Annotated in this window: 18 protein-coding genes; 9 read left to right on the forward strand and 9 right to left on the reverse strand. The window is 64.0% G+C overall.

Translation table 11 applies throughout. The features are described from left to right. Positions 1-59 precede the first annotated feature (59 nt). Positions 60-887, reverse strand: a complete 828-nt coding sequence (locus A9762_RS00985; RefSeq protein ID WP_069340172.1) for an alpha/beta fold hydrolase — start codon at positions 885-887, stop codon at positions 60-62. Positions 888-1,433: 546 nt separating this feature from the next. On the opposite strand from A9762_RS00985, the gene A9762_RS00990 reads away from it, so the two are divergent. Next, on the forward strand, positions 1,434-2,153 hold the full coding sequence (locus A9762_RS00990) for a glutathione S-transferase N-terminal domain-containing protein (RefSeq protein WP_069340441.1): 720 nt from the start codon (positions 1,434-1,436) through the stop codon (positions 2,151-2,153). 176 nt (positions 2,154-2,329) lie between these two features. Here the strand turns inward: A9762_RS00990 and A9762_RS00995 are convergent, their stop codons facing one another. The 5 genes from A9762_RS00995 to A9762_RS01015 form a co-directional block, all read right to left on the reverse strand. Further along, complete coding sequence (locus tag A9762_RS00995; RefSeq protein WP_069340173.1) at positions 2,330-3,535, reverse strand: NAD-dependent formate dehydrogenase; 1,206 nt, start codon at positions 3,533-3,535, stop codon at positions 2,330-2,332. Between the two features lie 139 nt (positions 3,536-3,674). Next, on the reverse strand, positions 3,675-4,574 hold the full coding sequence (locus tag A9762_RS01000; protein ID WP_069340174.1) for a class I SAM-dependent methyltransferase: 900 nt from the start codon (positions 4,572-4,574) through the stop codon (positions 3,675-3,677). Between the two features lie 180 nt (positions 4,575-4,754). Continuing rightward, a complete protein-coding gene (locus A9762_RS01005) occupies positions 4,755-5,261 on the reverse strand; it encodes a GNAT family N-acetyltransferase (RefSeq protein WP_069340175.1) in 507 nt (168 codons plus the stop codon). A 93-nt stretch (positions 5,262-5,354) separates the two neighbouring features. Then, a complete protein-coding gene (locus A9762_RS01010; RefSeq protein ID WP_069340176.1) occupies positions 5,355-6,266 on the reverse strand; it encodes a LysR family transcriptional regulator in 912 nt (303 codons plus the stop codon). 133 nt (positions 6,267-6,399) lie between these two features. After that, complete coding sequence (locus tag A9762_RS01015; RefSeq protein WP_069340177.1) at positions 6,400-8,898, reverse strand: penicillin-binding protein 1A; 2,499 nt, start codon at positions 8,896-8,898, stop codon at positions 6,400-6,402. Positions 8,899-9,197: 299 nt separating this feature from the next. Here A9762_RS01015 and A9762_RS01020 point away from each other — a divergent pair, with 299 nt between their 5' ends. The 3 genes from A9762_RS01020 (at position 9,198) to A9762_RS01030 (ending at position 13,092) form a co-directional block, all read left to right on the forward strand. Then, positions 9,198-9,884 carry an OmpW family protein gene (locus A9762_RS01020; RefSeq protein WP_069340442.1) on the forward strand — a complete coding sequence of 229 codons (687 nt, stop codon included), beginning with the start codon at positions 9,198-9,200 and terminating at the stop codon, positions 9,882-9,884. Between the two features lie 234 nt (positions 9,885-10,118). Continuing rightward, entirely contained in the window at positions 10,119-10,625 is a 507-nt protein-coding gene (locus tag A9762_RS01025) for a DUF2946 domain-containing protein (RefSeq protein ID WP_069340178.1), read from the forward strand. A gap of 193 nt (positions 10,626-10,818) precedes the next feature. After that, positions 10,819-13,092, forward strand: coding sequence for a TonB-dependent receptor domain-containing protein (locus A9762_RS01030; RefSeq protein WP_083253518.1), 2,274 nt, complete (start codon positions 10,819-10,821; stop codon positions 13,090-13,092). A gap of 108 nt (positions 13,093-13,200) precedes the next feature. On the opposite strand, the gene A9762_RS01035 is transcribed toward A9762_RS01030, so the two are convergent. Continuing rightward, positions 13,201-13,773, reverse strand: coding sequence for a cytochrome b (locus tag A9762_RS01035; RefSeq protein ID WP_069340179.1), 573 nt, complete (start codon positions 13,771-13,773; stop codon positions 13,201-13,203). Positions 13,774-14,361: 588 nt separating this feature from the next. Here A9762_RS01035 and A9762_RS01040 point away from each other — a divergent pair. Together A9762_RS01040 and A9762_RS01045 are read left to right on the forward strand one after the other, a co-directional pair. Then, positions 14,362-15,195, forward strand: a complete 834-nt coding sequence (locus A9762_RS01040; protein WP_069340180.1) for an aldo/keto reductase — start codon at positions 14,362-14,364, stop codon at positions 15,193-15,195. 84 nt (positions 15,196-15,279) lie between these two features. Further along, entirely contained in the window at positions 15,280-16,548 is a 1,269-nt protein-coding gene (locus tag A9762_RS01045) for an FAD-binding oxidoreductase (RefSeq protein WP_069340181.1), read from the forward strand. 20 nt (positions 16,549-16,568) lie between these two features. On the opposite strand, the gene A9762_RS01050 is transcribed toward A9762_RS01045, so the two are convergent. Next, positions 16,569-17,570, reverse strand: a complete 1,002-nt coding sequence (locus tag A9762_RS01050) for an LLM class flavin-dependent oxidoreductase (RefSeq protein WP_069340182.1) — start codon at positions 17,568-17,570, stop codon at positions 16,569-16,571. 151 nt (positions 17,571-17,721) lie between these two features. Between A9762_RS01050 and A9762_RS01055 the strand changes: the two genes are divergently transcribed. The 3 genes from A9762_RS01055 (at position 17,722) to A9762_RS01065 (ending at position 20,994) form a co-directional block, all read left to right on the forward strand. Then, the gene (locus A9762_RS01055; RefSeq protein ID WP_069340183.1) at positions 17,722-18,135 is read left to right on the forward strand and encodes a helix-turn-helix domain-containing protein; all 414 of its coding nucleotides are present in this window, start codon (positions 17,722-17,724) and stop codon (positions 18,133-18,135) included. A 273-nt stretch (positions 18,136-18,408) separates the two neighbouring features. Continuing rightward, positions 18,409-19,545 carry a patatin-like phospholipase family protein gene (locus A9762_RS01060; protein ID WP_083253519.1) on the forward strand — a complete coding sequence of 379 codons (1,137 nt, stop codon included), beginning with the start codon at positions 18,409-18,411 and terminating at the stop codon, positions 19,543-19,545. Next, the gene (locus A9762_RS01065) at positions 19,546-20,994 is read left to right on the forward strand and encodes a GntP family permease (RefSeq protein WP_069340184.1); all 1,449 of its coding nucleotides are present in this window, start codon (positions 19,546-19,548) and stop codon (positions 20,992-20,994) included. A gap of 153 nt (positions 20,995-21,147) precedes the next feature. Here A9762_RS01065 and A9762_RS01070 read toward each other — a convergent pair whose 3' ends face one another. Beyond that, the gene (locus A9762_RS01070; protein ID WP_069340185.1) at positions 21,148-22,128 is read right to left on the reverse strand and encodes a M14 family metallopeptidase; all 981 of its coding nucleotides are present in this window, start codon (positions 22,126-22,128) and stop codon (positions 21,148-21,150) included. Positions 22,129-22,130 lie beyond the last annotated feature (2 nt).

Below are 22,130 nucleotides of genomic sequence, written 5' to 3' on the forward strand. Positions count from 1 at the left end.
ACGGCAACTGCCGTCCCTTTTTTATGCGTCATGCATCATCCGTCATGCACGCCGACGCTTCACGACGCCTTGCGCAGGAACGCCAGCAGATCGGCATTCACCTTGTCCGCTTCGACCGTGCACATGCCATGCGCGCCGCCCGGATAGATCTTCAACGTGGCGTTCTTGACGATCTGCGCCGTGAGCTTGCCCGAATCGTCGATGGGCACGATCTGGTCGTCGTCGCCGTGCAGCACCAGCGTCGGCACGTCGATCTTCTTCAGATCCTCGGTGTAATCCACCTCGGAGAATTCCTTGACGCACAGATACTGGCCGAGGTGCGAACCCCACATCCCCTGCAACCAGAACGCATCGATCACGCCTTGCGACTGCTTGGCGTTCGGACGGTTGTAGCCGTAGAACGGCACCGCCAGATCCTTGTAGAACTGCGAGCGATTGGCGGCGACGTTCGTGCGAATTTCGTCGAATACCGCGATGGGCAGGCCGCCGGGGTTCTTGTCCGACTTGACCATGACGGGCGGCACGGCGCCGATGAGCACGGCCTGTGCGGCACGCTTCGTGCCATGACGTCCGAGGTAGTGCGCAACTTCGCCGCCCCCCGTGGAGTGACCGATGAACGTGGCGTCCTTCAGATCGAGATGCTCGACGAGTGCCGCGAGGTCGTCGGCGTAAGTGTCCATGTCGTTGCCGGTGCCCGGCTGGTCGGAACGGCCGTGACCACGACGGTCGTGCGCGATCACGCGAAAACCGTGCTGAACCAGGAACAGCATCTGGGCGTCCCAGGCGTCGGCGCTGAGCGGCCAGCCGTGGGAGAACACGACCGGGCGGCCACTGCCCCAGTCCTTGTAGAAAATCGAGGTGCCATCCTTCGTCTTGAACGTGCTCATGGTGTCATCCTTGCGCGATGCGCGATAGAACCTGCGAAACCTAAGAACCTAAGAACGATAGCGAGGGGTCGCGACGTGGCGCCGGTGAAGGCGGGGGATGCCACGTCACGACACGACTGACAGCGCGGCGTAATTGAAATTACTGCGTGAAATTACTGCATGAAATGACGGCGAGAGACAGCGGCGGGAAACTCGGCCGCTCAGCCCAAATCGCAGCAAAACCAACGGCCGGCCAGTGTGACAGGACTTCGCACGGCGGCGAAGGCTTTCAATTTAAGGCGTCGGTGAGCGCAGTTGCAAGGTGAGAATTTTTGACGCGCAAATGAGTGACATTCACGAAACCTCGCTCACGTCTGTCATGAAAGGCACCCTGATGTTCCACACGGGAGCGGCGACCACGCGTTCGGCCCCGGCGCCGCTGCGAAAAATCGGACGAAGGCGGATACGATGACCGGCCCGATCGACTCGTCAGCACGTCCGGGCGCTTGGCGTTATATTGGGCGTCCCGCGGCGTGGTTGGCCGCTTACACGAATGCGTCGATCCCCATGTCCGATCAGTCCGCCGAATTGTCCCAGTTTCCGATCACGCGCAAGTGGCCTGCTGCGCATCCGGAACGTCTGCAACTGTATTCGCTGCCCACGCCCAACGGCGTGAAGGTGTCGATCATGCTCGAAGAAATCGGGCTGCCTTACGAAGTCCATCTCGTGAGCTTTCAGACCGACGACCAACTCTCGTCGGAATTCCTGTCGCTCAACCCCAACAACAAGATTCCCGCGATCCTCGATCCGAACGGCCCCGGCGGCAAGCCGCTGCCGCTGTTCGAGTCGGGCGCCATTCTCTGGTACCTCGCCGAGAAGACCGGCAAGCTGCTGCCCGTCGATCCGGCCGCGCGCTACGAAACGCTGCAATGGGTGATGTTCCAGATGGGCGGCGTCGGCCCGATGTTCGGGCAACTGGGCTTCTTCCACAAGTTCGCCGGCAAGGAGTACGAAGACAAGCGTCCGCGCGACCGCTACGTTGCCGAATCGAAGCGTCTGCTCGCCGTGCTCGATGCGCGTCTGGCCGATCATCAGTGGATCATGGGCGACGAGTACACGATTGCTGACATCGCCACGTTCCCGTGGATCCGCAATCTCGTCGGCTTCTATGAAGCCGGCGAACTGATCGGCTTCGATCAGTTCAAGCATGTGCAGCGTGCGCTGGGGGCGTTCGTCGCCCGCCCGGCCGTGATTCGCGGGCTGGACATTCCGAAGCGCCCCGCCTGAGCGCCCCGCATTGCGATATCGCGAGCTGCCTCACGAAAAAAAACCGGCGCATCGATGAGATGGCCGGCTTGAGATCGCGATGTTGCACGAGGAGGTAAAACCCCGCCGGACGTCGGACCGACGACCCGGCGGGTACAACAGGAACAGCAAGAAGAGAACTACAAAACTGCACAAGGTTAGGCAGACTTCTTGAAGCGCGCCGCTTCTTCCGAGCCGCCCGTGGCGTTACCCGCACTGTACGAGTGCGCGCCCACGCCGGCGAGCTTGCCGCCCTGCACGATCAGATACTCGTTGCGGATCGGACGATTCTCGAAATAGCACTCCAGGATTTCGCGCGTCCCGGCAGCGTAACGCGTTTGCGCCGAGAGGCTCGTGCCGGAGATGTGCGGCGTCATGCCGTGATGCGGCATGGTGCGCCACGGGTGATCGGCCGGTGCCGGTTGCGGGAACCACACGTCACCGCCGTAGCCTGCAAGCTGACCGCTTTCGAGAGCGGCAGCGACCGCGTCGCGATCGCACAGCTTGCCGCGTGCCGTGTTGATCAGGTAAGCGCCGCGCTTGAAGTGCTTCAGGCTGTCGGCGTTGATCATGTGCTCCGTTTCCGGGTGCAGCGGGCAGTTCAGCGTAACCACGTCGCAAGCCTTCGCGAGGCTTTCCAGGCTCGTGTGGTGCGTGAGGTTCAGTTCCTTCTCGACCGACTCCGGCAGACGGTGGCGATCGAGGTAGTGCAGATGCGTGCCGAACGGCTTCATCAGACGCAGTACCCGCAGGCCGATACGCCCTGCCGCGACCGTGCCGACGTGCATGCCTTCCAGATCGTACGAACGCTCGACGCAATCGGCGATGTTCCAGCCGCCCTTGAGCACCCAGTTGTACGACGGCAGGTAGTTACGCACGAGGGCGAGCGTCGTCATCATCACGTGTTCGGCAACGCTGTTGCTGTTGCAATACGTGACTTCCGCGACGGTGATGCCATGCTCCATCGCTGCCTGAAGATCGGTGTGATCCGAGCCGATACCGGCGGTCACGATCATCTTCAGCTTCTTGGCGCGCTTGATGCGCTCGGCCGTCATGTAAGCGGGCCAGAACGGTTGCGAGATCACGATTTCGGCATCGGCCAGTTCGCGATCGAGCACGCTGTTGTCGCCATCCTTGCTCGACGTCACCACGAGTTGGTGACCGTTCGATTCGAGGTACTTGCGCAGGCCCAGCTCGCCCGACACGCTGCCGAGCAGTGCGCCCGGTTGGAAGTCGATGGCGCGCGGCGTCGGCAGCGTCTGACCGTCGGGGTAGCACTCGATCTTCGGCAGATCGTCGCGGGCGTAGGTCTTCGGGTATCCGGTAACGGGGTCGTCGTACAGAACACAAACAATCTTGGCCATGGTGTCTCGCTCCTGAATGGTTATTTGCAAGATGTCTGCTTGGCGGCGCATGCCGGCGTCGCTGCATTGAGGCCAATGATCGGTGTATGTGTTTCGTCTGGAAAATCGTTCCGGCTGATCGATTGATCGGCGAGACCTATCAATCGTTGGCGAGGGCCGAGAGGTGCCAGCAGGCGGACGTGAATCGCACTACGCCGTCGCGCACGAACGGGGCGAAGGCCTCGACGATCGTATCGACGACCCGCTCGCGATCCTGCGGGGCAAGCCGCGTCAGCGCCAGGCCGACCGGACCGACTTGCGAGGCGTAGTCCCGCAGATCCGCCTGTGCGAACGAGCACTCGAAGTCCACCGGCGAGAGCGTGACATCGGTCCAACCGGCTGACGTCAGAATACCGGAGACGCGCTCCCGATCCGCAAACCCGAACTGCCCCGGTGCTCCCGCCCGTCGCGGTGGCAAGTCGCTCAGGAGTGGTCTGGCGGCGCGATCGGAGACCGTCATGAACGCATTGTCTTCGGCGCTGCGCCACGCGAGGGCATGCAGCGATGCCCCGGGCCGTGCACACGCACGCAGGTTGCTGAACGCCGCCACAGGATCGTCGAAGAACATCACCCCGAGTCGCGAGACGATGGCATCGAAGTGCGCGGGCGGGAATGCGTGCGTTTGCGCGTCGGCACACACGAACGCGACCGGCGAACGTGCATGCGCCGCGCGAGTGCGCGCTTCGGCAATCATCGGTGCGGAAATGTCCGCCCCGGTGAGTTGCCACGGATGTCCCAACGCGTTGGCGAGCGCCAGCGTCGTCCCCCCGGTGCCGCAACCGACGTCGAGCATGCGCCCCGACGGCGTGTGCTGCGCGACGTCGCGAGCACGGTCGATGAGGAATCTCGCGAGCGGCACGAACATCTGGTCGAGTATGGCGCGATTGTTCACCCACGCGTTGCCCGACCGTCCGTTCCAAAGCTCGGACTGATCGCGGTTGGGTGACGTGATGGGGGCAGTGTTGGCTGCGGCGATGGATTCGTTGCGTGGATCGGTCATTGGCAAACCTCATGAAGCTTGTGTTTGAGGTGCGCGCCGAACGGACGTCAGTCGATCCCCATGATGTTCCGGCGTCCATCCGGTATCGCGCACGTCATCGAGTGTGCCAATTCAAGCCGACTTGAGGTCAAGCGCTATTTTCACGACGTGCCCGCGCGCAGACCGTGATGCTCGATGCCATCACGCCGTGGCATCGAAGGCGTCGTGATAACGCACGGTTCCCGACGGCACCTTGTCATCGAACGCGACGATTTGGAAATACTCGGCGGGCACGCCCGGGAGCGTTACACGCGGCTCAGTGCGGAAACCGAATCGTCCATAGTACGCAGGGTCGCCGAGCACCACACAGCCCGAGGCACCAAGACGACGCAGCGCATCGAGCGCCTCATGCATGAGCCGGCTGCCTACGCCGCCGCCTTGCCGGTCAGGCGCGACGGCAATCGGCCCGAGGCCGTACCAGCGGGCACTGCCATCGGAAATCGTCACCGGCGATACGGCGACATGACCGATGACGGTGTCGTGATCGAGCGCTACGAGCGACACGGTCAACTGCCCCGCGCGGCGAAGTGCTGCGACGATGAACTGTTCGGTATGTGCCGTGTGCGGTGCGTCGCGAAACGCGGCGATCGTCAGCGCGTGGATGGCATCGATATCGGCTGGGGTTTCGTTTCGAATGATGAGCGTCATGGCGGCATTGTATGCCCGCACTCCCGGCCCGGGCACTGCCCTACCCGCCGGTTCCAGCGAGCGGCATGAGGTCCATGTCACCCGCTCGTCATGTCAGACGGTCAGCAAGGCATCGAGTCGCGTCTGCAAATCCACCGCCCGGAACGACGCAACGGCCGCTTCCAGCAACGGGGGACGCGGTTGTCGTTCGCGCAGAATCAGGCCTATCTCGCGGTGCAACGCGGGTTGCAGCGGTACCGCATGCAACTCGTCGCGCATCTCGGCCAGACACAGCACGCTGTGCGGCACGATGCTGAAGAGACCGGCGCATCGCACGTGCGCGTACAAGGCCATGAGCGAATCCGTCTCGACTCGTGGCGACGCCGAGGTGCCCGCCCTCGCCAGCGCCGCATCGATCCCCTGACGGCACTGCATATTGCCCGTGAGCAGGCATAGCGGCAGCTTCGCGGCCTCGTGCCATGACAACGACGTGCGTCCGGCCAGCGCCGACTCGTCGCGGGCAATCAGCACGTAACGCTCGCGAAACAGGGAGATGGTCTCGAATTCACGCAGACGCGGATCGTCGAGGTAGCTGAGCCCCACATCCAGATCGAGTTCGGAGAGTTGTCGCAGCGCCTGCGTGGCCGACAGCGTGAAGACTTCATGGCGCATACCGGGGAAGTCGCGCAGACACGCATCGGTAAGCAATGGCACCAGCGGCAACGCCGTAGGAATCGCACCGATGCGCAGGCATCCGGTGACCTCACGACGACTGGCACTCGCCTCCTGACGCAACCCCTCGCAGTCGGCCAGCACCTGACGCGCCCACGCCAGCACCCGCTCCCCCTCCGGCGTGAAGCCTTCGAAACGGCGGCCGCGCCGCACGATCGGCAGCCCGAACTCCTCCTCGATGCTCCGGATGGCGCCGGAGAGTGTCGGCTGCGACACGTTGCACAGTTCGGCAGCGCGCCGGAAATGCTGCGCCTGCGCGAGCGCTACGAGATAACTCAACTGCCGGATGAACATGCCCGTGTCTCCCCCAGGTCACTCTGCACCGTCCATGGCGCAAAGGCTGCGGCAGACGCATTCGGTCACCGCTATATATTCATGAATATAGCGCAAGCCATAACAGGCCAGTCATGAGAATGTTGCATAACTGTTATTGGATTTCGGATGCGGCGTTCGAGGCGGGCGACGGTGATGCCGACGCGCCGCCCGGGCCGTTCCATTCCCCCGGCACGCCGGGAATCGTGGTGCCGTGCGGCGTGCTGGCGGGGGCCTGATACTCCGGCTGCGCCAGTACCGCCGACGCGACAGGTACCGGCAGCGGCCCGCTATCGCTGGCGGCCTCCGGCGTCGACACCGTCGGGCTCGTTGGCGCGGGCGCCGGTGCAGGCGCCGCCGGACGCTTCACCGGCGCCTTGGTCTTCGGCTCCGGCTTTTTCGCGAAAAGGCTTGTCACCCAGTCGGAGGCACGCGTCCACAGATCGCTGTACCAATGATGGTTATCCGGCGCGTCGAACTTCGCACTGCCGTCAATGACCTTGGCACGCAGGGCGCGTGAGAATACGTCCCCCACGATCGGCAAGGCGCTGTGCGCCCCCTGCCCCCAATAGTCGCTGCGCAGCGTGATTCGACTGTCGTTGAACCCTACCCACGCGCCGGCAACCAGTTGCGGCTGCATGAGGATGAACCAGCCATCGGTGTTGTTCTGCGTCGTCCCGGTCTTGCCCGCGACGTCGGCACGAATGCCGAATCGCGTGCGAATGGCGTTGCCCGTGCCGCGATTGATGACGCCGCGCATCGTATCGAGCAACGTGTAATCGTCGTCCCTCGACAGCGCGCGTTCGGGACGCGCCGGCGAGAACGTCGCCAGCACCTCGCCCTCGCTGTTCGTGATTTCCGTCACCATCGTCGGCTCGCGATACTCGCCGCCGTCCGCGATGGTGCCGTAAGCCGCCACCATCTCCTTGAGCGAGACAGGGCTCGTGCCGAGCGCCAGCGAGGGCACCGGGTCGAGCTTGCTTTCGCGCACGCCCATCGCACGCGCCAGCCCGACCACACGCGACGGTCCGACATCCTGCATCAACTGTGCCGTGACAGTGTTGCGCGACTGCGCCAGCGCGTCGCTCAGCTTCATCGGCTTGTTGGTCGGGGCCGTGTCGTCGCTGGGACGCCAGATCTCGCCACCGGCAAGCGGGATTTCGACAGGCTGATCGACGATCGTGTCATCCGGCGAGCGGCCCTTGATAAACGCCGCGCCGTAGACGAACGGCTTGAATGTCGATCCCGGCTGCCGACGTGCCTGCTGAACGTGATCGAACGGGTCCGTCGTAAAGTCGCGGCTACCCACCCACGCACGAATCTCCCCCGTACGCGGATCGACAGCGAGGAACCCCGCCTGCAAACGTGTCTTCGTCGCACGCAGGTTCTGCATGAACGTCTTGTCGGCGAACAGGCGCTTCATGACGGCTTCAGGCGCTTCGCCCGCCGCAACCGCGTTGCGATACTCCGCCGACTCCCGCACAAACGTCTGCACGAGTGCCGTGCTGTCACGCCAGCCGCCGCGCGCCGACCAGTTCGCATCGGCAATCGTCTGCAACTGATTCGCCTGACGTGTGAGCGCCTGCGTCGCCATCGTCTGCAAACGCGAATCGATGGTGGTGCGCACCACCAGACCGTCGGAGTAAATGTTGTAGTCGTTGCGATCCGCCCAGCCGATCAGCCATTTGCGCAGTTGCTGCGCGAAGTGCGGCGCGGGGCCGGGTTCTTCCGTCTGACGCTCGAAGTCGATGCGCAGCGGACGCTTTTGCAGCGCGGCGAGTTTCGACGCGTCGAGATCGCCGAACTTGACCATCTGCGCGAGCACGGTGTTACGGCGTTGCAGCGCCCGCTCCGGATTGATCACCGGGTTGTAGTAGCTGTTGCCCTTGAGCATGCCGACGAGCGTGGCGGCTTCGACGACATCCAACTGATCGGCCGACTTGTCGAAATAGGTGCGGGCTGCCATTTCGATGCCGTACGCGTTGTACAGGAACGGCACCGTGTTCAGGTACGTCTCGAGAATCTCTGGCTTGGTGTACAGCGCTTCGATCTTGAGGGCCGTGATGGCCTCCTTGATCTTGCGTGTCAGCGTCGGGGCACGACCGATATCGTCGGGGTACAGATTACGCGCGAGCTGCTGCGTGATCGTCGAGCCACCCTGACGATCGCCGGAGAACGTACGAAGCGCCGCCCCAGCCGTGCGCTTGAGGTCGATGCCGTGGTGCTCGTAGAAGCGATGGTCTTCGGTCGACACCAGCGCCTTCACGACATTGGGCGACACATCCTTGAGCGACACCCATTCGCGATTCGACGGCCGGAATTCGGCGAGCACTTTGCCGTCGGCAGACAGCACTTGCGCGGGCTGATCGATCTTCGCGCGCCGGATATCGCGAATGCTCGGCGTGAACGGAATCAGGATCAGCGTGTAGGCGATGAGCAGACACGGCACCGCGGCAATGGCGATCAGCACCCCGCGACGCGTGGGATGACGCAGGTGATACCAGCCGCGTGCGGCGTAAGGATGCAGCGGCTGCAACAGCCGCAGACCATACCGGCCCGCCTGGGCGACGGTCTGCGACAACGATGAAAACAGCGACGAAATCGGGCGCTTCACGATGAGGGACAGCGTGGCAAAGTCCGCATCCTACCAAAACCGGCAGGCCTGCCCGGCGGACGAGCGATGAGGGCCGTATCGGTATCGCCCGGGACGGATGTCTCTCGCCGACACACGTCGACCATCGCCATGACGTCGTCGTCGGTCGGAATCGCATGTCACAACGCCGCACCTCACCGCGTTCGCGACAGTTTGTCGCACACGGCGCTCGCGTTTCCCCTTGCTTGACGCGCATCAAATTCGGCAACGCCGCTGGCTTCTACCATCGCTCGTGCTCACTCACGACTTTGGAAAACATCATGAAGCACTCACTCGGCGCCGCGGCCATCGCAGCCGCACTGGTTGCCGGGGCCGGCCTGTTCAGCGCACCGGCCGCCGCGCAAAGCACCACGCCCGACACCCCGAAGACCTTCGGCTTCATCAAGGACAGCTCGCAGGGCATTTACGCCGGAGACATCCTCGCCCGCGTGCGCGCGATCGGCATCATGCCCGACTCTCACGCAAGCGGAAGCGTGCTGCCGACGCTCGGCGTCACGGTGAACAATGCCATCGTGCCGGAGCTCGACTTCACGTACATGATTCTCGACAACGTCGGCGTCGAACTCATTCTCGGCATGTCGCGTCACCAGCTCACGTCGAACCTCGGGCATCTGGGCGGTGTCAACGTCCTGCCGCCGACGCTGCTGTTGCAGTACCACTTCAATCACGCAGGCAAGGTCCGTCCGTATGTCGGCGCGGGGATCAACTACACGCGTTTCTGGAACAGCAATCTGAACGCGGGCGGCACGCCCATCGACATCAAAAACCACAGCGTAGGTCCGGCCCTGCAAGCCGGGGTCGATATTCAGATGACGAAAAACCTGTTCTTCAACATCGACATCAAGAAAATCTGGATGAAGACGGATACCTCGCTCGCAGGCACCGATCTCGGCACCCTTCACATCGATCCGCTCATCGTCGGCGTCGGTGTGGGGATGAAGTTCTGATATCCGGTGTAGGGCGCCACGCGCTGGGGGGCCGTGGCGTCCTCTTTTTTGGTTCCGGGCGTCGATGCGTCAAATTGTCGCGTCCTCCCTACATGCGAACGCAAAGCATTTACGCCGCAAGACGACAGCACCTACAATGCCTGGTTCCCTGAGCGCCGCGCTTATCCGATAGCGTCATGACGTTATCGCGCGACGCCTTCGGTTTCGCCCATTTCCCCTGAACCCGGCCAAGGCATGCGCAAGCTCCGTCAGCATCGCGTCGCAATCGGGATCGCCCTGCTGGCGATCCTGCTGGCCGCGCTCATGCCGGCGATTGCGCAATGGCGTGCCGCTATGCAGCAGGACCCGTTTGCGGTCTATTGCACGGTGCAGGGCACGCAAACGGCGCAATCGGCACTCGGAACGAAGACCACACCGCGTGCCGACGCCCAACGTCAACCGACGCACGACGGACATAGCGGCCACGACGACGCTCAGGCGCCGCCCGCACAGGCTCAACCGGCGGGCCTGCATAGCAGCCACGGCGGCGCAGACCATTCCCTCGCGTCCGAAGACCACTGGGAAAAGTGCGGCTATTGCGCGCTCTGGGCGCATCAACCGCTCGTCACAACCGATTTCCATACCCCCCCGCCCGCCGCGCAGGCTGGCATCGCTGCCGCCCCCCGGGCACCGGTGTCGCACGATCCGCGCGCCCGTTTCTCCGACGCCTTAGCGCGTGCCCCGCCGTCTCTCTCCGTTTGATCGTTACTGCCTCCGCGCATTGCCTGTCGATGCCGGTGGCGTCTGCCGTGCGCACTGAGTTCCGATAGCTCGCGTTGTCGTGCGCGCATCCCACGTGGATGCGCCGCATGCCGTGCCTGCGAGGAACACGTCAGTTGCGCTCGTCACCCCACGTTCATCAGGCGACCGTCGTACGGTCGCGAGAGAGACATTCATGTCACGTTCCACGACGCAGAAGCCGTTGCAAACGGCCATCGCGCTCGCCCTGGCCTCGCTGGGCGGCACCGCACACGCACTCACTAACGATCCGGCGACCACCGGTCTGAGCGTCGCCGTCGATGCGACGCACGCCTCGACGCATACCGGCAAACACACTGACAGCTTCACGACCGCGTTCGTACCCGGCGCAGCAGCGGCTGCGCCGACGGAAGCGTCCCCGCTACTACTGGCGCAGACGACCGTCCCGGCCGCTGCCGGAAGCACTGCCGCTCCGGTGGCGACGCTACCCGCCACAAACGTCGTAGCGCCTGCGGAATCGCTCACGTCACCGAGCGTCGAGGAGCAGAAGGCCAACCTTTTCCAGACGGTGGGTTCGGTCGGTTTCGTCGACGCCGACAGCTACCAGAACACTTACGCCTTCAACCTGCGCGACGTGTTGAAGGACAGTCCCGGCGTGTTCGTGCAAAACCGGTACGGTCAGGAGTTGCGCGTGTCGATTCGCGGCTCAGGCATTGCACGCGGCTACCATGTCCGTGGCCTCGAAATCCTGCAAGACGGCATTCCGACGAACTCGGCCGACGGCAGCGGCGATTACTACCAGATCGACCCGATGGGGCTGCGCTCGACCGAAATCTACAAGGGCGGCAACGGCCTCACCTACGGGGCCACGACGCTCGGCGGCGCACTCAACTTTGTGACCCCCACGGCCTACACCGCAGAGGCGCCCAACCAGTTCCGTCTCGAAGGCGGCAGCTTCGGCACCGTGCGGGCAAGCGGCCAGATGTCGCGAATCTTCGGACCGCTCGACGCGCTGGCCACCGTCACGCTCAACCGCTCGGACGGTTACCGTGACCACGCCAAAGGCAACTACGCCCAGATCAACGCAAACATCGGCTATAAGTTCTCGCCGCGTGTGGAAACGCGATTCTTCTTCGGCGCGTACATCGTCGATCAGAAGCTGCCCGGCACGTTGTCCCTGTTCGACGCGCTCAACAATCCCACGAAGGCCGCCGCCTCGGCCGTCTCCGGGGATCAGGCGCGTAACACCCGCACCGAGCGGCTCGGCAACCTGACGACCATCCGGTTCGACGTCGGCCAGCTCGACATCGCCTCATGGGTCATTCACAAGAGCCTGTACCACCCGATCTTCCAGGTCATCGATCAGGACGGCTGGACCTACGGCGTCGCCCCGCGCTACACCGCCAACCTGACGCTTGCGGGCATGCGCAACGACCTGATCGTGGGCGCGCGCTTCTTCGGTGGCAACACGAAGGCGGATCAGTATGTGAACGTGAACGGTAATCGTGGCGCGCAAACGCTCGATTCGCGTCAGAGTGCCTACAACTACGAAGCGTATTTCGAGAACCGTCTGTTCTTCCTGCCCACGCTGGGCCTGATGGTCGGCGCCAAGGCCTATCGCGACGTTCGTCAGTACATCGACTACGGGGGTCTGCCGGGGGATGCGAATTACCGGTCGACAAGCGCCGCCTACTCCGGCGTCAACCCGAAGATCGGCCTGATCTGGGAGCCGCGCAAGGACATCCAGGCTTTCATCGACGTGACGCGCAGCGCCGACGTGCCGGACTTCACCGACCTCTCGCAAACGTTCGGGGCAACATCGCGCTTCGTGCCGCTGGCTTCGCAGCACGCGTGGACGATCGAAGCCGGCACCCGGGGCAAGCTCGATCGCGTGGCGTGGGACGTCACCGCCTACCGCTCGCTCGTGCGCGATCAGTTGCTTCAGTACACGACGAACCCTGACGTTCCGGCGTCCACGTTCAACGCGAACAAGACGGTATTGCAAGGCCTTGAAGTCGGCGCATCTGTCGATTTGTTAAAGAACGTCGTAGCCACCGGCGATCGCATCACGCTGTCGCAAATCTGGAACTACAGCGATTTTCGTTTCCGCGACGATCCGCAATACGGCAACAACCGCATCGCCGGCGTGCCGACGCAAGTGCTGCGCACGACCCTGGGTTACGCGCTCACGAACCGCTTCCAGATTGCGGCATCGCTGGACTGGGTGCCGACCGGCGCGTGGGTCGACTATGCCAACACGATGCGCGTGCCCGGGTACACGCTGATCGGCTTGCAGGCGTCGTATCTGGTGCAACGCGGCGTGACGTTCTACGTCGACGCACGCAATCTGACCGACAAGCGCTACGTCTCGGACTTCAGCACCGTGACCGATGCCCGGACCGCCAACACTGCCGTGTTCTATCCGGGTGACGGGCGCAGTGTGTTCGCGGGTGTCCGGTTCGCGTTTTGATCGATGACCGGCGCTTGCTCGACAAGCGCCGGCTGACGGCATCCGCAATGTGCAACGTCTTCCATGGCGTTGCACGTCGCCCGCTCCTGGTCGACAGGACGACCGGCGTTACATCATGCGACGCAGCGTGTCGTCGCGACGGAAGTAGTGGTGCCATAGCGCCGCCAGTGCGTGCAGGCCAATTACCCAATAGAACGCGCTTCCCAGCGTCTCGTGAATCTCCTTGATGGAGCGGCGCAGTTCAACGTCCTTCCCCACGAACTGCGGCAGCGCGATATCCAGCCCCGGAATCGTAAGGACATGCCCACCTGCGTTTAACGTCAGGTAGCCCAACACCGGCTGCGCGAAGAGAAACGCGTAAAGCAACAAATGCACGAGAGACGACCCCGCACGCACCAACCATCCCTGACCGGGCAACGCCGCGGGTGCGCCTTTGACAAGTCGCCACAGCAACCTCGGCACCGCCAATACCAGCACGGCAATCCCCGCCCATTCGTGGATCGTCATCGCCAGCGCACGCGGTGCACTCCCTTTGGGCAGGTATCCCTTCGTGATCACCGCGGCATAGGCCACCACGATCAGCAACGCGATCGCCCAATGAAAAAAGATCGCCGGCGGTGCGTAACGCTCGACTGACATGAGCGACGGGCCGAGTGAGTTGAACTTGATCGCTTTGGCCATCTCGTGGGGACTCCTCTGCTGTTTGGGGGGTATCTCCCATTATCGCGGTCGTCCCATGTCACGAAAAGGTCGCAAATCGTCACATTTTGTTACTCGAATTCGCTACCGACATTCGGATTCCTCCTTCCCATGGCTGGACGAACCATGCCGACAATATGCCCTCGGCGCTTGCCCGCAAGGGCTTCGCGCTTCATCGATGACCTCCTTGGCCGGCGCGCCTCCGGCCGGCCTTTAAAGCCCCGTTCGCGGGGCTTTCTTTTTTCCGTCGCAACAATCCAACACGTCAGGACCGACATCGCGAGCCGATGCACATCGCGGGAGCCATCACCGAGCCGTCTCGCTGCGGAGCAACATTTGCAATGTGCATCGGTGAAGCCAGCTTATCGCGGCACCCCTGAAAAAAGCTTGTGAACTATCCGAGAGATCGAGGGCACGAATGCAAAAGCGGAGATGTCCGTACCGTGCCTAGGACGAATCCGAGTCAAAAGATAGGACGGCACCTCGAAGTGTTGCGCGAAGCCCTCAAGGCACTGGTCATCGCTCGACTTGCAGGCTGATAATGGTCACAAAAATCCAGGAGGACAGATCATGCGAAACATCACTTTCCCTCAGGGCGACACCGTGCCGGTGCTGGGTCAGGGCACATGGATGATGGGCGAGAAGCCCGAGCGGCGCCGCGAAGAAATCGCTGCGTTACGGCTTGGCGTCTCGCTGGGCATGACGCTGGTGGACACCGCAGAAATGTACGGCGAAGGCGCAACGGAGCGTCTCGTCGGCGAAGCGCTCGACGGGCTGCGCGACGAAGTGTTCCTCGTTAGCAAGGTCTATCCGCACAACGCCTCGCGACGCGGTGTGATCGCCGCCTGCGAGCGAAGTCTCGCCCGCTTGCAGACCGATCGCATCGATCTCTATCTGCTGCACTGGCGTGGCGACGTACCGCTCGAAGAAACGATTGCCGGCTTCGAAGCCTTGATCGACGCGGGCAAGATTCGCCAATGGGGCGTGAGCAACTTCGATACGGACGACATGGAGGAACTGTTCGACGCGCCGGGCGGCGACGCATGCGCCACGGATCAGGTGCTGTTCAATCTCTCGCGACGCGGCCCCGAGTACGATCTGGCGCCGTGGCTCGCCGCCAGAAAGCTGCCGATGATGGCCTACTCCCCCATCGAACAGGGCCGGTTGCCGACGACCGGCGTTCTCGGTGACATCGCCCGCAAACGTCACGTCGAACCGTTGCAGATCGCGCTCGCCTGGGTGCTGAGCCGACCGGGCGTCATTGCCATCCCGAAAGCCGGATCGGAAGCGCACGTCCGCGCCAACCGGGCGGCTCATGACATCGCGCTGACGGCCGAAGAACTTTCGCTGCTCGATCATCACTTCGAGGCACCGTCGCGCAAACGTCCGCTGGAAATGATCTGATGGGCAGCGAACTACGAAGCGCCCGGTCGGAGGTGCGCGAGGCAGTACACTAGGCGTCTTTCGAATTTTTCGCAGGACGGCTTCATGAGCGATTCGCATCCCGTCGTCGTTATCGGGGGCGGTTTGGTCGGCGTATGTACCGCCGCCTATCTTCAACGTGCCGGACATAGCGTCACCATCGTCGACCGGCAATCGGCGCGACAGGCCGCCTCCCTCGGCAACGCCGGTTGTATCAACGGCTCGTCGGTCGTTCCTATCGCCATGCCCGGCGTGCTGTGGCAAGTGCCGGGGTGGCTGATGCAACCGGATGGACCACTGGTGCTGCGCTGGCGCTATTTGCCGCGTATGGTGCCGTGGCTCGCGCGCTTCGTCGCGGCCAGTCAGCCGGCCCGAGTCGCCGCGCAGGCCCGCGCATTGCGCGCCCTGCTCGGCCCGGCGCTCGACGCCTATCAGCCACTGCTCGACGACGCCGACGCAAACGATCTGGTCACGCGTCGCGGTTACCTGATCGCCTACTCGAGCCAGAGCGGCATGACGGGCGACGAAGGCGGCATGGCGCTGCGCCGTGACAACGGCGTGCAAATCGAAACGCTGGATGCGAGCGCACTGCGCGAATTCGAGCCGACGCTGTCCAACGATTTCATCGGCGCACGCTATATCAGCGAGACGGGGCACACGTCCGATCCCGGCGCGTTGCTTGCCCGTCTGACGGCGCAGGTGGTGGCGCGTGGCGGTCGTGTCGTCGATGCCGGTGCTACAGCGATCGAGACCAACGGGGCACACGCCGTTGCGGTGCACACCGACAAGGGCCGCGAGGCCGCGAGCGCAGTCGTGGTTGCCGCCGGCGCCTGGTCGGCACCGTTCGTGCGTCAGTTGGGCGACAGCATCGTCTTCGACACCGAGCGCGGTTATCACGTGGAAATTCCGGCCCCTGACGAAGTGCCGTCGCGCCCGGTGATGTGGGCGGAGGGCAAGTTGTTCGCCACACCGATGGCCGGCCGCCTGCGTGGTGCGGGGACGGTCGAACTCGCAGGTCTTCAGGCGCCGCCGAACTGGCGACGTGCCGATCTGCTGCTGGGCCAGCTTCACAAGATGTTCCCCCGCGCGGTGCAAGGCGTGAAGTCGACGCAATCGGTCGAGGGCGCGCGCTGGCAGGGCTTCCGCCCGAGCACGCCTGACTCTTTGCCGGTGCTCGGTGCCGCATCGAAGGTGCCCAACGCTTTCTACGCCTTCGGACACGGGCACGTCGGGTTGACGGCCGCCGCGTCCACGGGGCGCACGATCGCAGGGCTGGTGAGCGGCGAGCGGCCGACGATCGACCTCTCGCCATTTTCTATCGGGCGCTTCCGGTAACCGGGCGAAACCGTGGCGCTTCAATCCTTCCAGACGGACGCCACGATATCGCACGAGCGTAAGCGCAGCGCCGGGTCGTACATATCGGTGACGAGCATCAGTTCATCGGCTTGCGTGCGTTCTACGAGATCGGACAATCCGGCTTTCACACGCGCCGGACCACCCACGACGGCCACGCCGAGGAAGGCTTCCACCGAGTGCTGCTCGGCCGGATCCCAACGCTCATCCATGTCGTGCACGGGCGGCTGCAACTTCAGGCTCTGCCCGCGCATGAGCGCCAGAATCTTCTGCTGCGACGACGTCGCCAGGAATGCCGCTTCCTCATCGGTCGGCGCGGCAATCACCGGCGCACCGACCATGACATACGGCTTGTCCAACACCGCCGACGGGCGGAACAGTTCCCGATAGACGCGGATCGCGTCGAAAAGGAAACGCGGCGCGAAGTGCGACGCGAACGCGTAGGGCAGCCCCAGATGCGCAGCGAGTTGTGCTGAATAGAGTGACGATCCCAACAGCCAGACGGGGATGTCGCTCCCGGCACCCGGCGTCGCCACGAGCCGCTGCCCCGGCTGGGCCGGTGCGAGCAGCGCACGCAGCTCGGCCACTTGCTCGGGAAAATCGTCGCCATTGCCGAGCCGATCACGACGCAGCGCGCGCATCGTCGCCTGATCCGCGCCGGGCGCACGCCCCAGCCCCAGATCGATGCGGCCCGGGTAAAGCGCCGCCAACGTGCCGAATTGTTCCGCGATGACCAACGGCGGATGGTTCGGCAGCATCACGCCCCCCGAGCCCACCCGGATACGCGACGTCTTGTCCGCCACGTGACCGATCAGCAGCGAGGTCGCCGAACTGGCTATGCCGTCCATGTTGTGGTGCTCGGCCAGCCAGAACCGCGTGAATCCCAGACGTTCAACGTGCTGGGCAAGTTCCGTGGATTGTTTCAGGGCTTCGGCCACCGTGCCGCCGGCGCGCACCGGCACCAGATCGAGCAACGAGAGGGCTGTCTTCGACAAACTGCTCATGGGGTTCTCCGTTAGCTTGCGCGCATCGCCCCGCCGTCGACTCCGGGATCACTCACATGGGGTGACGCGCACTATCGCCACAAAGTATAGTGACGAAGGGTCGAAATCCCCAGTAGGCACCTTTTAGTTGAATAGTCACCATTTGGTTACCATGAACAATCGCGAACCCTTCGTCTTCGAGGAAACCTGCGTGCCGCGTCGCGTGCTGGAGCTCTTCAGCGTGAAGTGGACGAGCATGGTCCTCTACGCATTGCAGTGCGGCACCACGCGCACCGGCGAGTTGCAGCGTCGGCTGCCGGGGATCTCGAAGAAGATGCTCACCCAGACGCTACGCGAACTGGAGCGCGACGGGCTGATTCACCGGGAGGTGTACGCCGTCGTGCCGCCCAAGGTCGAGTATTCGCTCACCCCGCTTGGCGAGCTGTTCATCGAGCCGATCGAGATGCTGTACCGCTGGGGCAACCAGCACGCCGACGTACTCGCGCAACTGAGTCTGCGCCGCGGCAGGCCGTTGCAAGCGGAAACGACCAGCGAAGACGCCGTCGACGCCTACGCAAACCCGTAACCCTCACATCGTTCCCACTGCCGGATACGACAGCGCTCTCCCCCTCATCGCTGTTCAGCCTGGGCGTTGCGTCATCCCGCCCCTACCGTGCGCAAGGCACGCGCACGACGTCATCCCCCACACCGGGCCACCCCACCACGAGGTTGCCCAATTCATATTTATCTGAGACAGTGGTTATGTTGCAGCGCAAACTGCGTACCCCCTGCAACCGTACTCTCGTAACGAACCCCGCGGCCAGCGCCTATCTGTGCAGTGCCGCATCGCCGAGGGACTATGCCACGCTCCCAATCCCCCAAGCGGGCGCAGCACGCCACCCGCACCGCTAACGCGACCCGCACGCCGCCCGGTGCGCGCGCCACTGGCCGCACCGCACTCCCGATCGATCTCGCCCTTCAGGGTGGTGGCGCGCACGGCGCGTTCACCTGGGGGGTGCTCGACCGTCTGCTCGAAGCGATCTCGCACGACACGGCCAACGCGCCATTTCGCATCGAAGGCATCTCGGGCACGTCCGCAGGCGCCATGAATGCTGCCGTGCTGGCCACCGGCTACGCGCGGGGCGGTCCCGACGCGGCACGCGGCGCCCTCGAACAGTTCTGGCGCGACGTCGCCCACGCAGGCCGGTTCAGCCCGTTGCGCCGCACACCGCTCGACATCGTGCTGGGCCGCTGGTCGCTCGACAATTCGCCGTTCTTCATGTTCTTCGATCTGGCCGCACGTGTCGTCTCGCCATACGATCTGTCGCCGCTCGAATTCAATCCGCTGCGTCGTCTGCTGGCCGATCACATCGATTTCGACGGCATCTCCCGAGCCGGTCAGACGAACCCCATTCAACTCTTCATCACGGCCACCAACGTGCGCACCGGACGCGGCCGTGTCTTCCGCAACGCCGAGATCACTCCGGACGTGCTGCTCGCCTCAGCCTGCCTCCCCATGCTCTATCGCGCCGTCGAAATCGACGGCGAACCTTACTGGGACGGCGGCTACGCGGGCAATCCGTCGATCACGCCGCTGGTGCGCGAAACGGTGTCGTGCGACACGATTCTCGTGCAGGTCAATCCGGTCGAGCGTCACGAAGTGCCTCGCTCCGCGCGCGAGATTTTGAACCGCGTGAACGAGGTCTCGTTCAACGCCACGCTGCTCAAGGAACTGCGCATGATTGCCGTGTTGCGTCAGGTCGTGGATGCGGGGAGCGAAGAAGGCAAGCGCTGGGCGCAGATGCGTATGCACCGGATTGCCAGCAGCATGATGACGACACTCGGCTATTCGTCGAAGCTCTCGGCCGAATGGGATTTCCTCGTGATGTTGCGCGACGAGGGACGCCGCTGCGCCGACGCCTTCCTCCGCGAGCACGGTGCCGATCTCGGCCACCGGTCGTCGCTGGACCTCGATCCGTTCCAGGAGGCCCTCTGAATGGAGCTTGCCGGCATTCTGATCGGCCTGGCGCTACTCGTCTGGCTCGCCTATCGCGGATGGAGCGTCTTGCTGCTCGCCCCTGCGGCCGCCATGCTCGCGGCCGCACTCTCCGGCGAACCGATTCTCGCGCACTGGACGCAAACGTTCATGCAGAACGCGGCGCGCTTCGTCGCACAATTCTTCCCGCTGTTCCTGCTCGGCGCGCTCTTCGGCAAGCTGATGGAAGACAGCGGCGCGGTACGGGCCATCGCCGCGTTCCTCACGGACAAACTCGGTGCACGTCGCGCGATGTTCGCGGTGGTGCTCGGTGGCGCGCTGGTCACCTACGGCGGCGTGAGCCTGTTCGTGGCGTTCTTCGTTCTCGCGCCCATGGCACACGCGCTCTTTCGCGAGGCGAACATTCCGGTACGGCTGATGCCGGCAGCAATCGCGCTGGGCACATCGACCTTCACCATGTCGGCGATGCCCGGCACGCCCGCCATCCAGAACGCGATCCCCATGCCTTTCTTCGGCACCACGCCGTTCGCCGCGCCGGGACTGGGACTGATGGCGTCCGGGATCATGCTCGGCGTGGGCCTCTGGTGGCTCACGTGGCGTGAAGCGCAAGCGCGTCGCGCCGGCCACGGCTACGCGCAGACGGAGGTCTGGGACAAAGCCGCCGACCCGACCGTGGTGCGCGAGCGTGCCAGCGTGGCGCGCGAATTCGATCCGGCGGAAATCGATCAGGGGCACCGCAGCGACGCCTTGCCGGGCATCCTCACTGCGGCATTGCCGCTGCTCGTGGTGATCGGCGCGAACTTCGTGATGAACGTGCTCGTCTTCCCGCGGCTCGACGCCAGCTTCCTCGCCGAGCCGAGATGGGGCGGCATTACGTTGCAGAGCGTGGCGGGTGTCTGGGGCGTATGCGTGGCACTGGCCAGCGCCATCGTCGTGCTGGTGATATTGCAGTGGCGACGTCTGCCCGCGCTGCGCAAGACGATGGACGCCGGTGCCAATGCCTCCGTGCTGCCGATCATGTGCACGGCGAGCCTCGTCGGCTACGGCGGTGTCATTGCCGCACTCCCCGGCTTCGAGCTCGTGCGCGACTGGGTGTTGTCCATCGACGGCGGGCCGCTCGTCTCGCTCGCCCTGTCCGCGAACCTGCTCGCAGCGATCACGGGTTCCGCGTCGGGCGGCCTGACGATCGCCCTCGACGCGCTCGGCCCGGCGTACGTCAGTCTCGCGGCACAGCACGGCATCGATCCGGCGCTGATGCACCGTGTGGCGGTCATCGCCTCCGGCACGCTCGACAGCCTGCCGCATAACGGTGCCGTGGTGACGCTGCTCGCGGTGTGCGGCAGCACACACCGTGAGAGCTATCTGGATATCGTCATGACGAGCATCGTGAGCGCATTGATCGCGCTCGTCGCCGTCATCGTCGTCGGCTCACTGGTCGGGACGTTCTGACGCCACTACGTAAGCCCCCCGGAAACCACGACGTCCACGCTCGTCAGCATTCGCAAGCGCATTCGCAGACGCAGACGAAAAAATGGGCCGGTGCAATACCGGCCCACGCGACATCTCAGACATTTCGGCGCTATCCGGCGCCGGCTAGACGCCTTAGCGATCGAGCAAACGTCCCAGACGCATCATCGTCACATTCACGCCGAGATGACGCATCGACGGCTGCACGATCACGCAGTTGTCATACGGCGTGACGATGACTTCATCGCCGTCGCGCGCGATCTCGGTGCCGGCCTTCTCGATCACTTCGAGCCCCGTGAACGGTTGCGAGAAACGGAAGTCCATCGAGCGTGCCACGACCGGCTGCGTGATCTCGACAAACTTCTGCGGCCCGGTCGTTTGCGTCAGGAACTGAGCGACGTCCGCCTGCGCGACCACACCTGCATGCAGCAGGAAGCGCGCGGCGCTGTCGAGCGCCACATCGCGTGCGCTCTTGGCGAAGTGCTGGCCCGTCTCGATGAGCAGCGCGTTCTTCGGGCTGGCCGGATCGCCGAAGCCACCGTAGTCGCGCATACGCGTGCCGTTGGCGTGGCCCTTGTCGATGATCACGTGCTCGGGCGTGCCAAGCTCGGCGGCCAGCGCAATCGCCTTTTCCAGCGGGCCGGTCATCATCAGCGGCGCCGAGGCTTCGTGCATCGAATGAATGTCGAGCAGCAGATCGACCGTATCGATGAACGGACGCATGGCGCGTGCGCGCGTCAGTTCACGGCTTTGGCGCTCGCCGTCGAGCGTCGACCCCGTCCACACCCGGTTCATGTCTTCGTCGAGAAAACGCGTGGCGTCGGCGTTCTCGGCGCTGAATTGCTCGTAGGCGCCCACGTTGCCGAAACCGAGCGACAAACGTCCCGTAACGGGACGCAGGCCCGACGCCAGCAGCGAGTCGACGGCAATCGCGCCGCTGACTTCGTTGCCGTGGGTGAGCGCGAGAATCATCACGTGCTTGCCGGGCTTGCCGCTATCGAACGTGTGCAGATAGTCGATGCCGGTATTGCCCTCGCGCCAACGGGTGATGTCGGGGAACGAGACTTCGATGGGGTACGCCGGCAAGGCGGCGCGAATCGCTTCGAGCGTGGTCATGG

It is taken from the genome of Pandoraea sp. ISTKB (assembly GCF_001721285.1).
Lineage (GTDB): Bacteria > Pseudomonadota > Gammaproteobacteria > Burkholderiales > Burkholderiaceae > Pandoraea > Pandoraea capi.

Bases quoted from the DNA above. Each gene is read 5' to 3' on its own strand.
- A9762_RS00985 (WP_069340172.1), bottom strand. From the start codon at position 887: ATGAGCACGTTCAAGACGAAGGATGGCACCTCGATTTTCTACAAGGAC.
- A9762_RS00990 (WP_069340441.1), top strand. From the start codon at position 1,434: ATGTCCGATCAGTCCGCCGAATTGTCCCAGTTTCCGATCACGCGCAAG.
- A9762_RS00995 (WP_069340173.1), bottom strand. From the start codon at position 3,535: ATGGCCAAGATTGTTTGTGTTCTGTACGACGACCCCGTTACCGGATAC.
- A9762_RS01000 (WP_069340174.1), bottom strand. From the start codon at position 4,574: ATGACCGATCCACGCAACGAATCCATCGCCGCAGCCAACACTGCCCCC.
- A9762_RS01005 (WP_069340175.1), bottom strand. From the start codon at position 5,261: ATGACGCTCATCATTCGAAACGAAACCCCAGCCGATATCGATGCCATC.
- A9762_RS01010 (WP_069340176.1), bottom strand. From the start codon at position 6,266: ATGTTCATCCGGCAGTTGAGTTATCTCGTAGCGCTCGCGCAGGCGCAG.
- A9762_RS01020 (WP_069340442.1), top strand. From the start codon at position 9,198: ATGAAGCACTCACTCGGCGCCGCGGCCATCGCAGCCGCACTGGTTGCC.
- A9762_RS01025 (WP_069340178.1), top strand. From the start codon at position 10,119: ATGCGCAAGCTCCGTCAGCATCGCGTCGCAATCGGGATCGCCCTGCTG.
- A9762_RS01030 (WP_083253518.1), top strand. From the start codon at position 10,819: ATGTCACGTTCCACGACGCAGAAGCCGTTGCAAACGGCCATCGCGCTC.
- A9762_RS01035 (WP_069340179.1), bottom strand. From the start codon at position 13,773: ATGGCCAAAGCGATCAAGTTCAACTCACTCGGCCCGTCGCTCATGTCA.
- A9762_RS01040 (WP_069340180.1), top strand. From the start codon at position 14,362: ATGCGAAACATCACTTTCCCTCAGGGCGACACCGTGCCGGTGCTGGGT.
- A9762_RS01045 (WP_069340181.1), top strand. From the start codon at position 15,280: ATGAGCGATTCGCATCCCGTCGTCGTTATCGGGGGCGGTTTGGTCGGC.
- A9762_RS01050 (WP_069340182.1), bottom strand. From the start codon at position 17,570: ATGAGCAGTTTGTCGAAGACAGCCCTCTCGTTGCTCGATCTGGTGCCG.
- A9762_RS01055 (WP_069340183.1), top strand. From the start codon at position 17,722: ATGAACAATCGCGAACCCTTCGTCTTCGAGGAAACCTGCGTGCCGCGT.
- A9762_RS01060 (WP_083253519.1), top strand. From the start codon at position 18,409: ATGCCACGCTCCCAATCCCCCAAGCGGGCGCAGCACGCCACCCGCACC.
- A9762_RS01065 (WP_069340184.1), top strand. From the start codon at position 19,546: ATGGAGCTTGCCGGCATTCTGATCGGCCTGGCGCTACTCGTCTGGCTC.
- A9762_RS01070 (WP_069340185.1), bottom strand. From the start codon at position 22,128: ATGACCACGCTCGAAGCGATTCGCGCCGCCTTGCCGGCGTACCCCATC.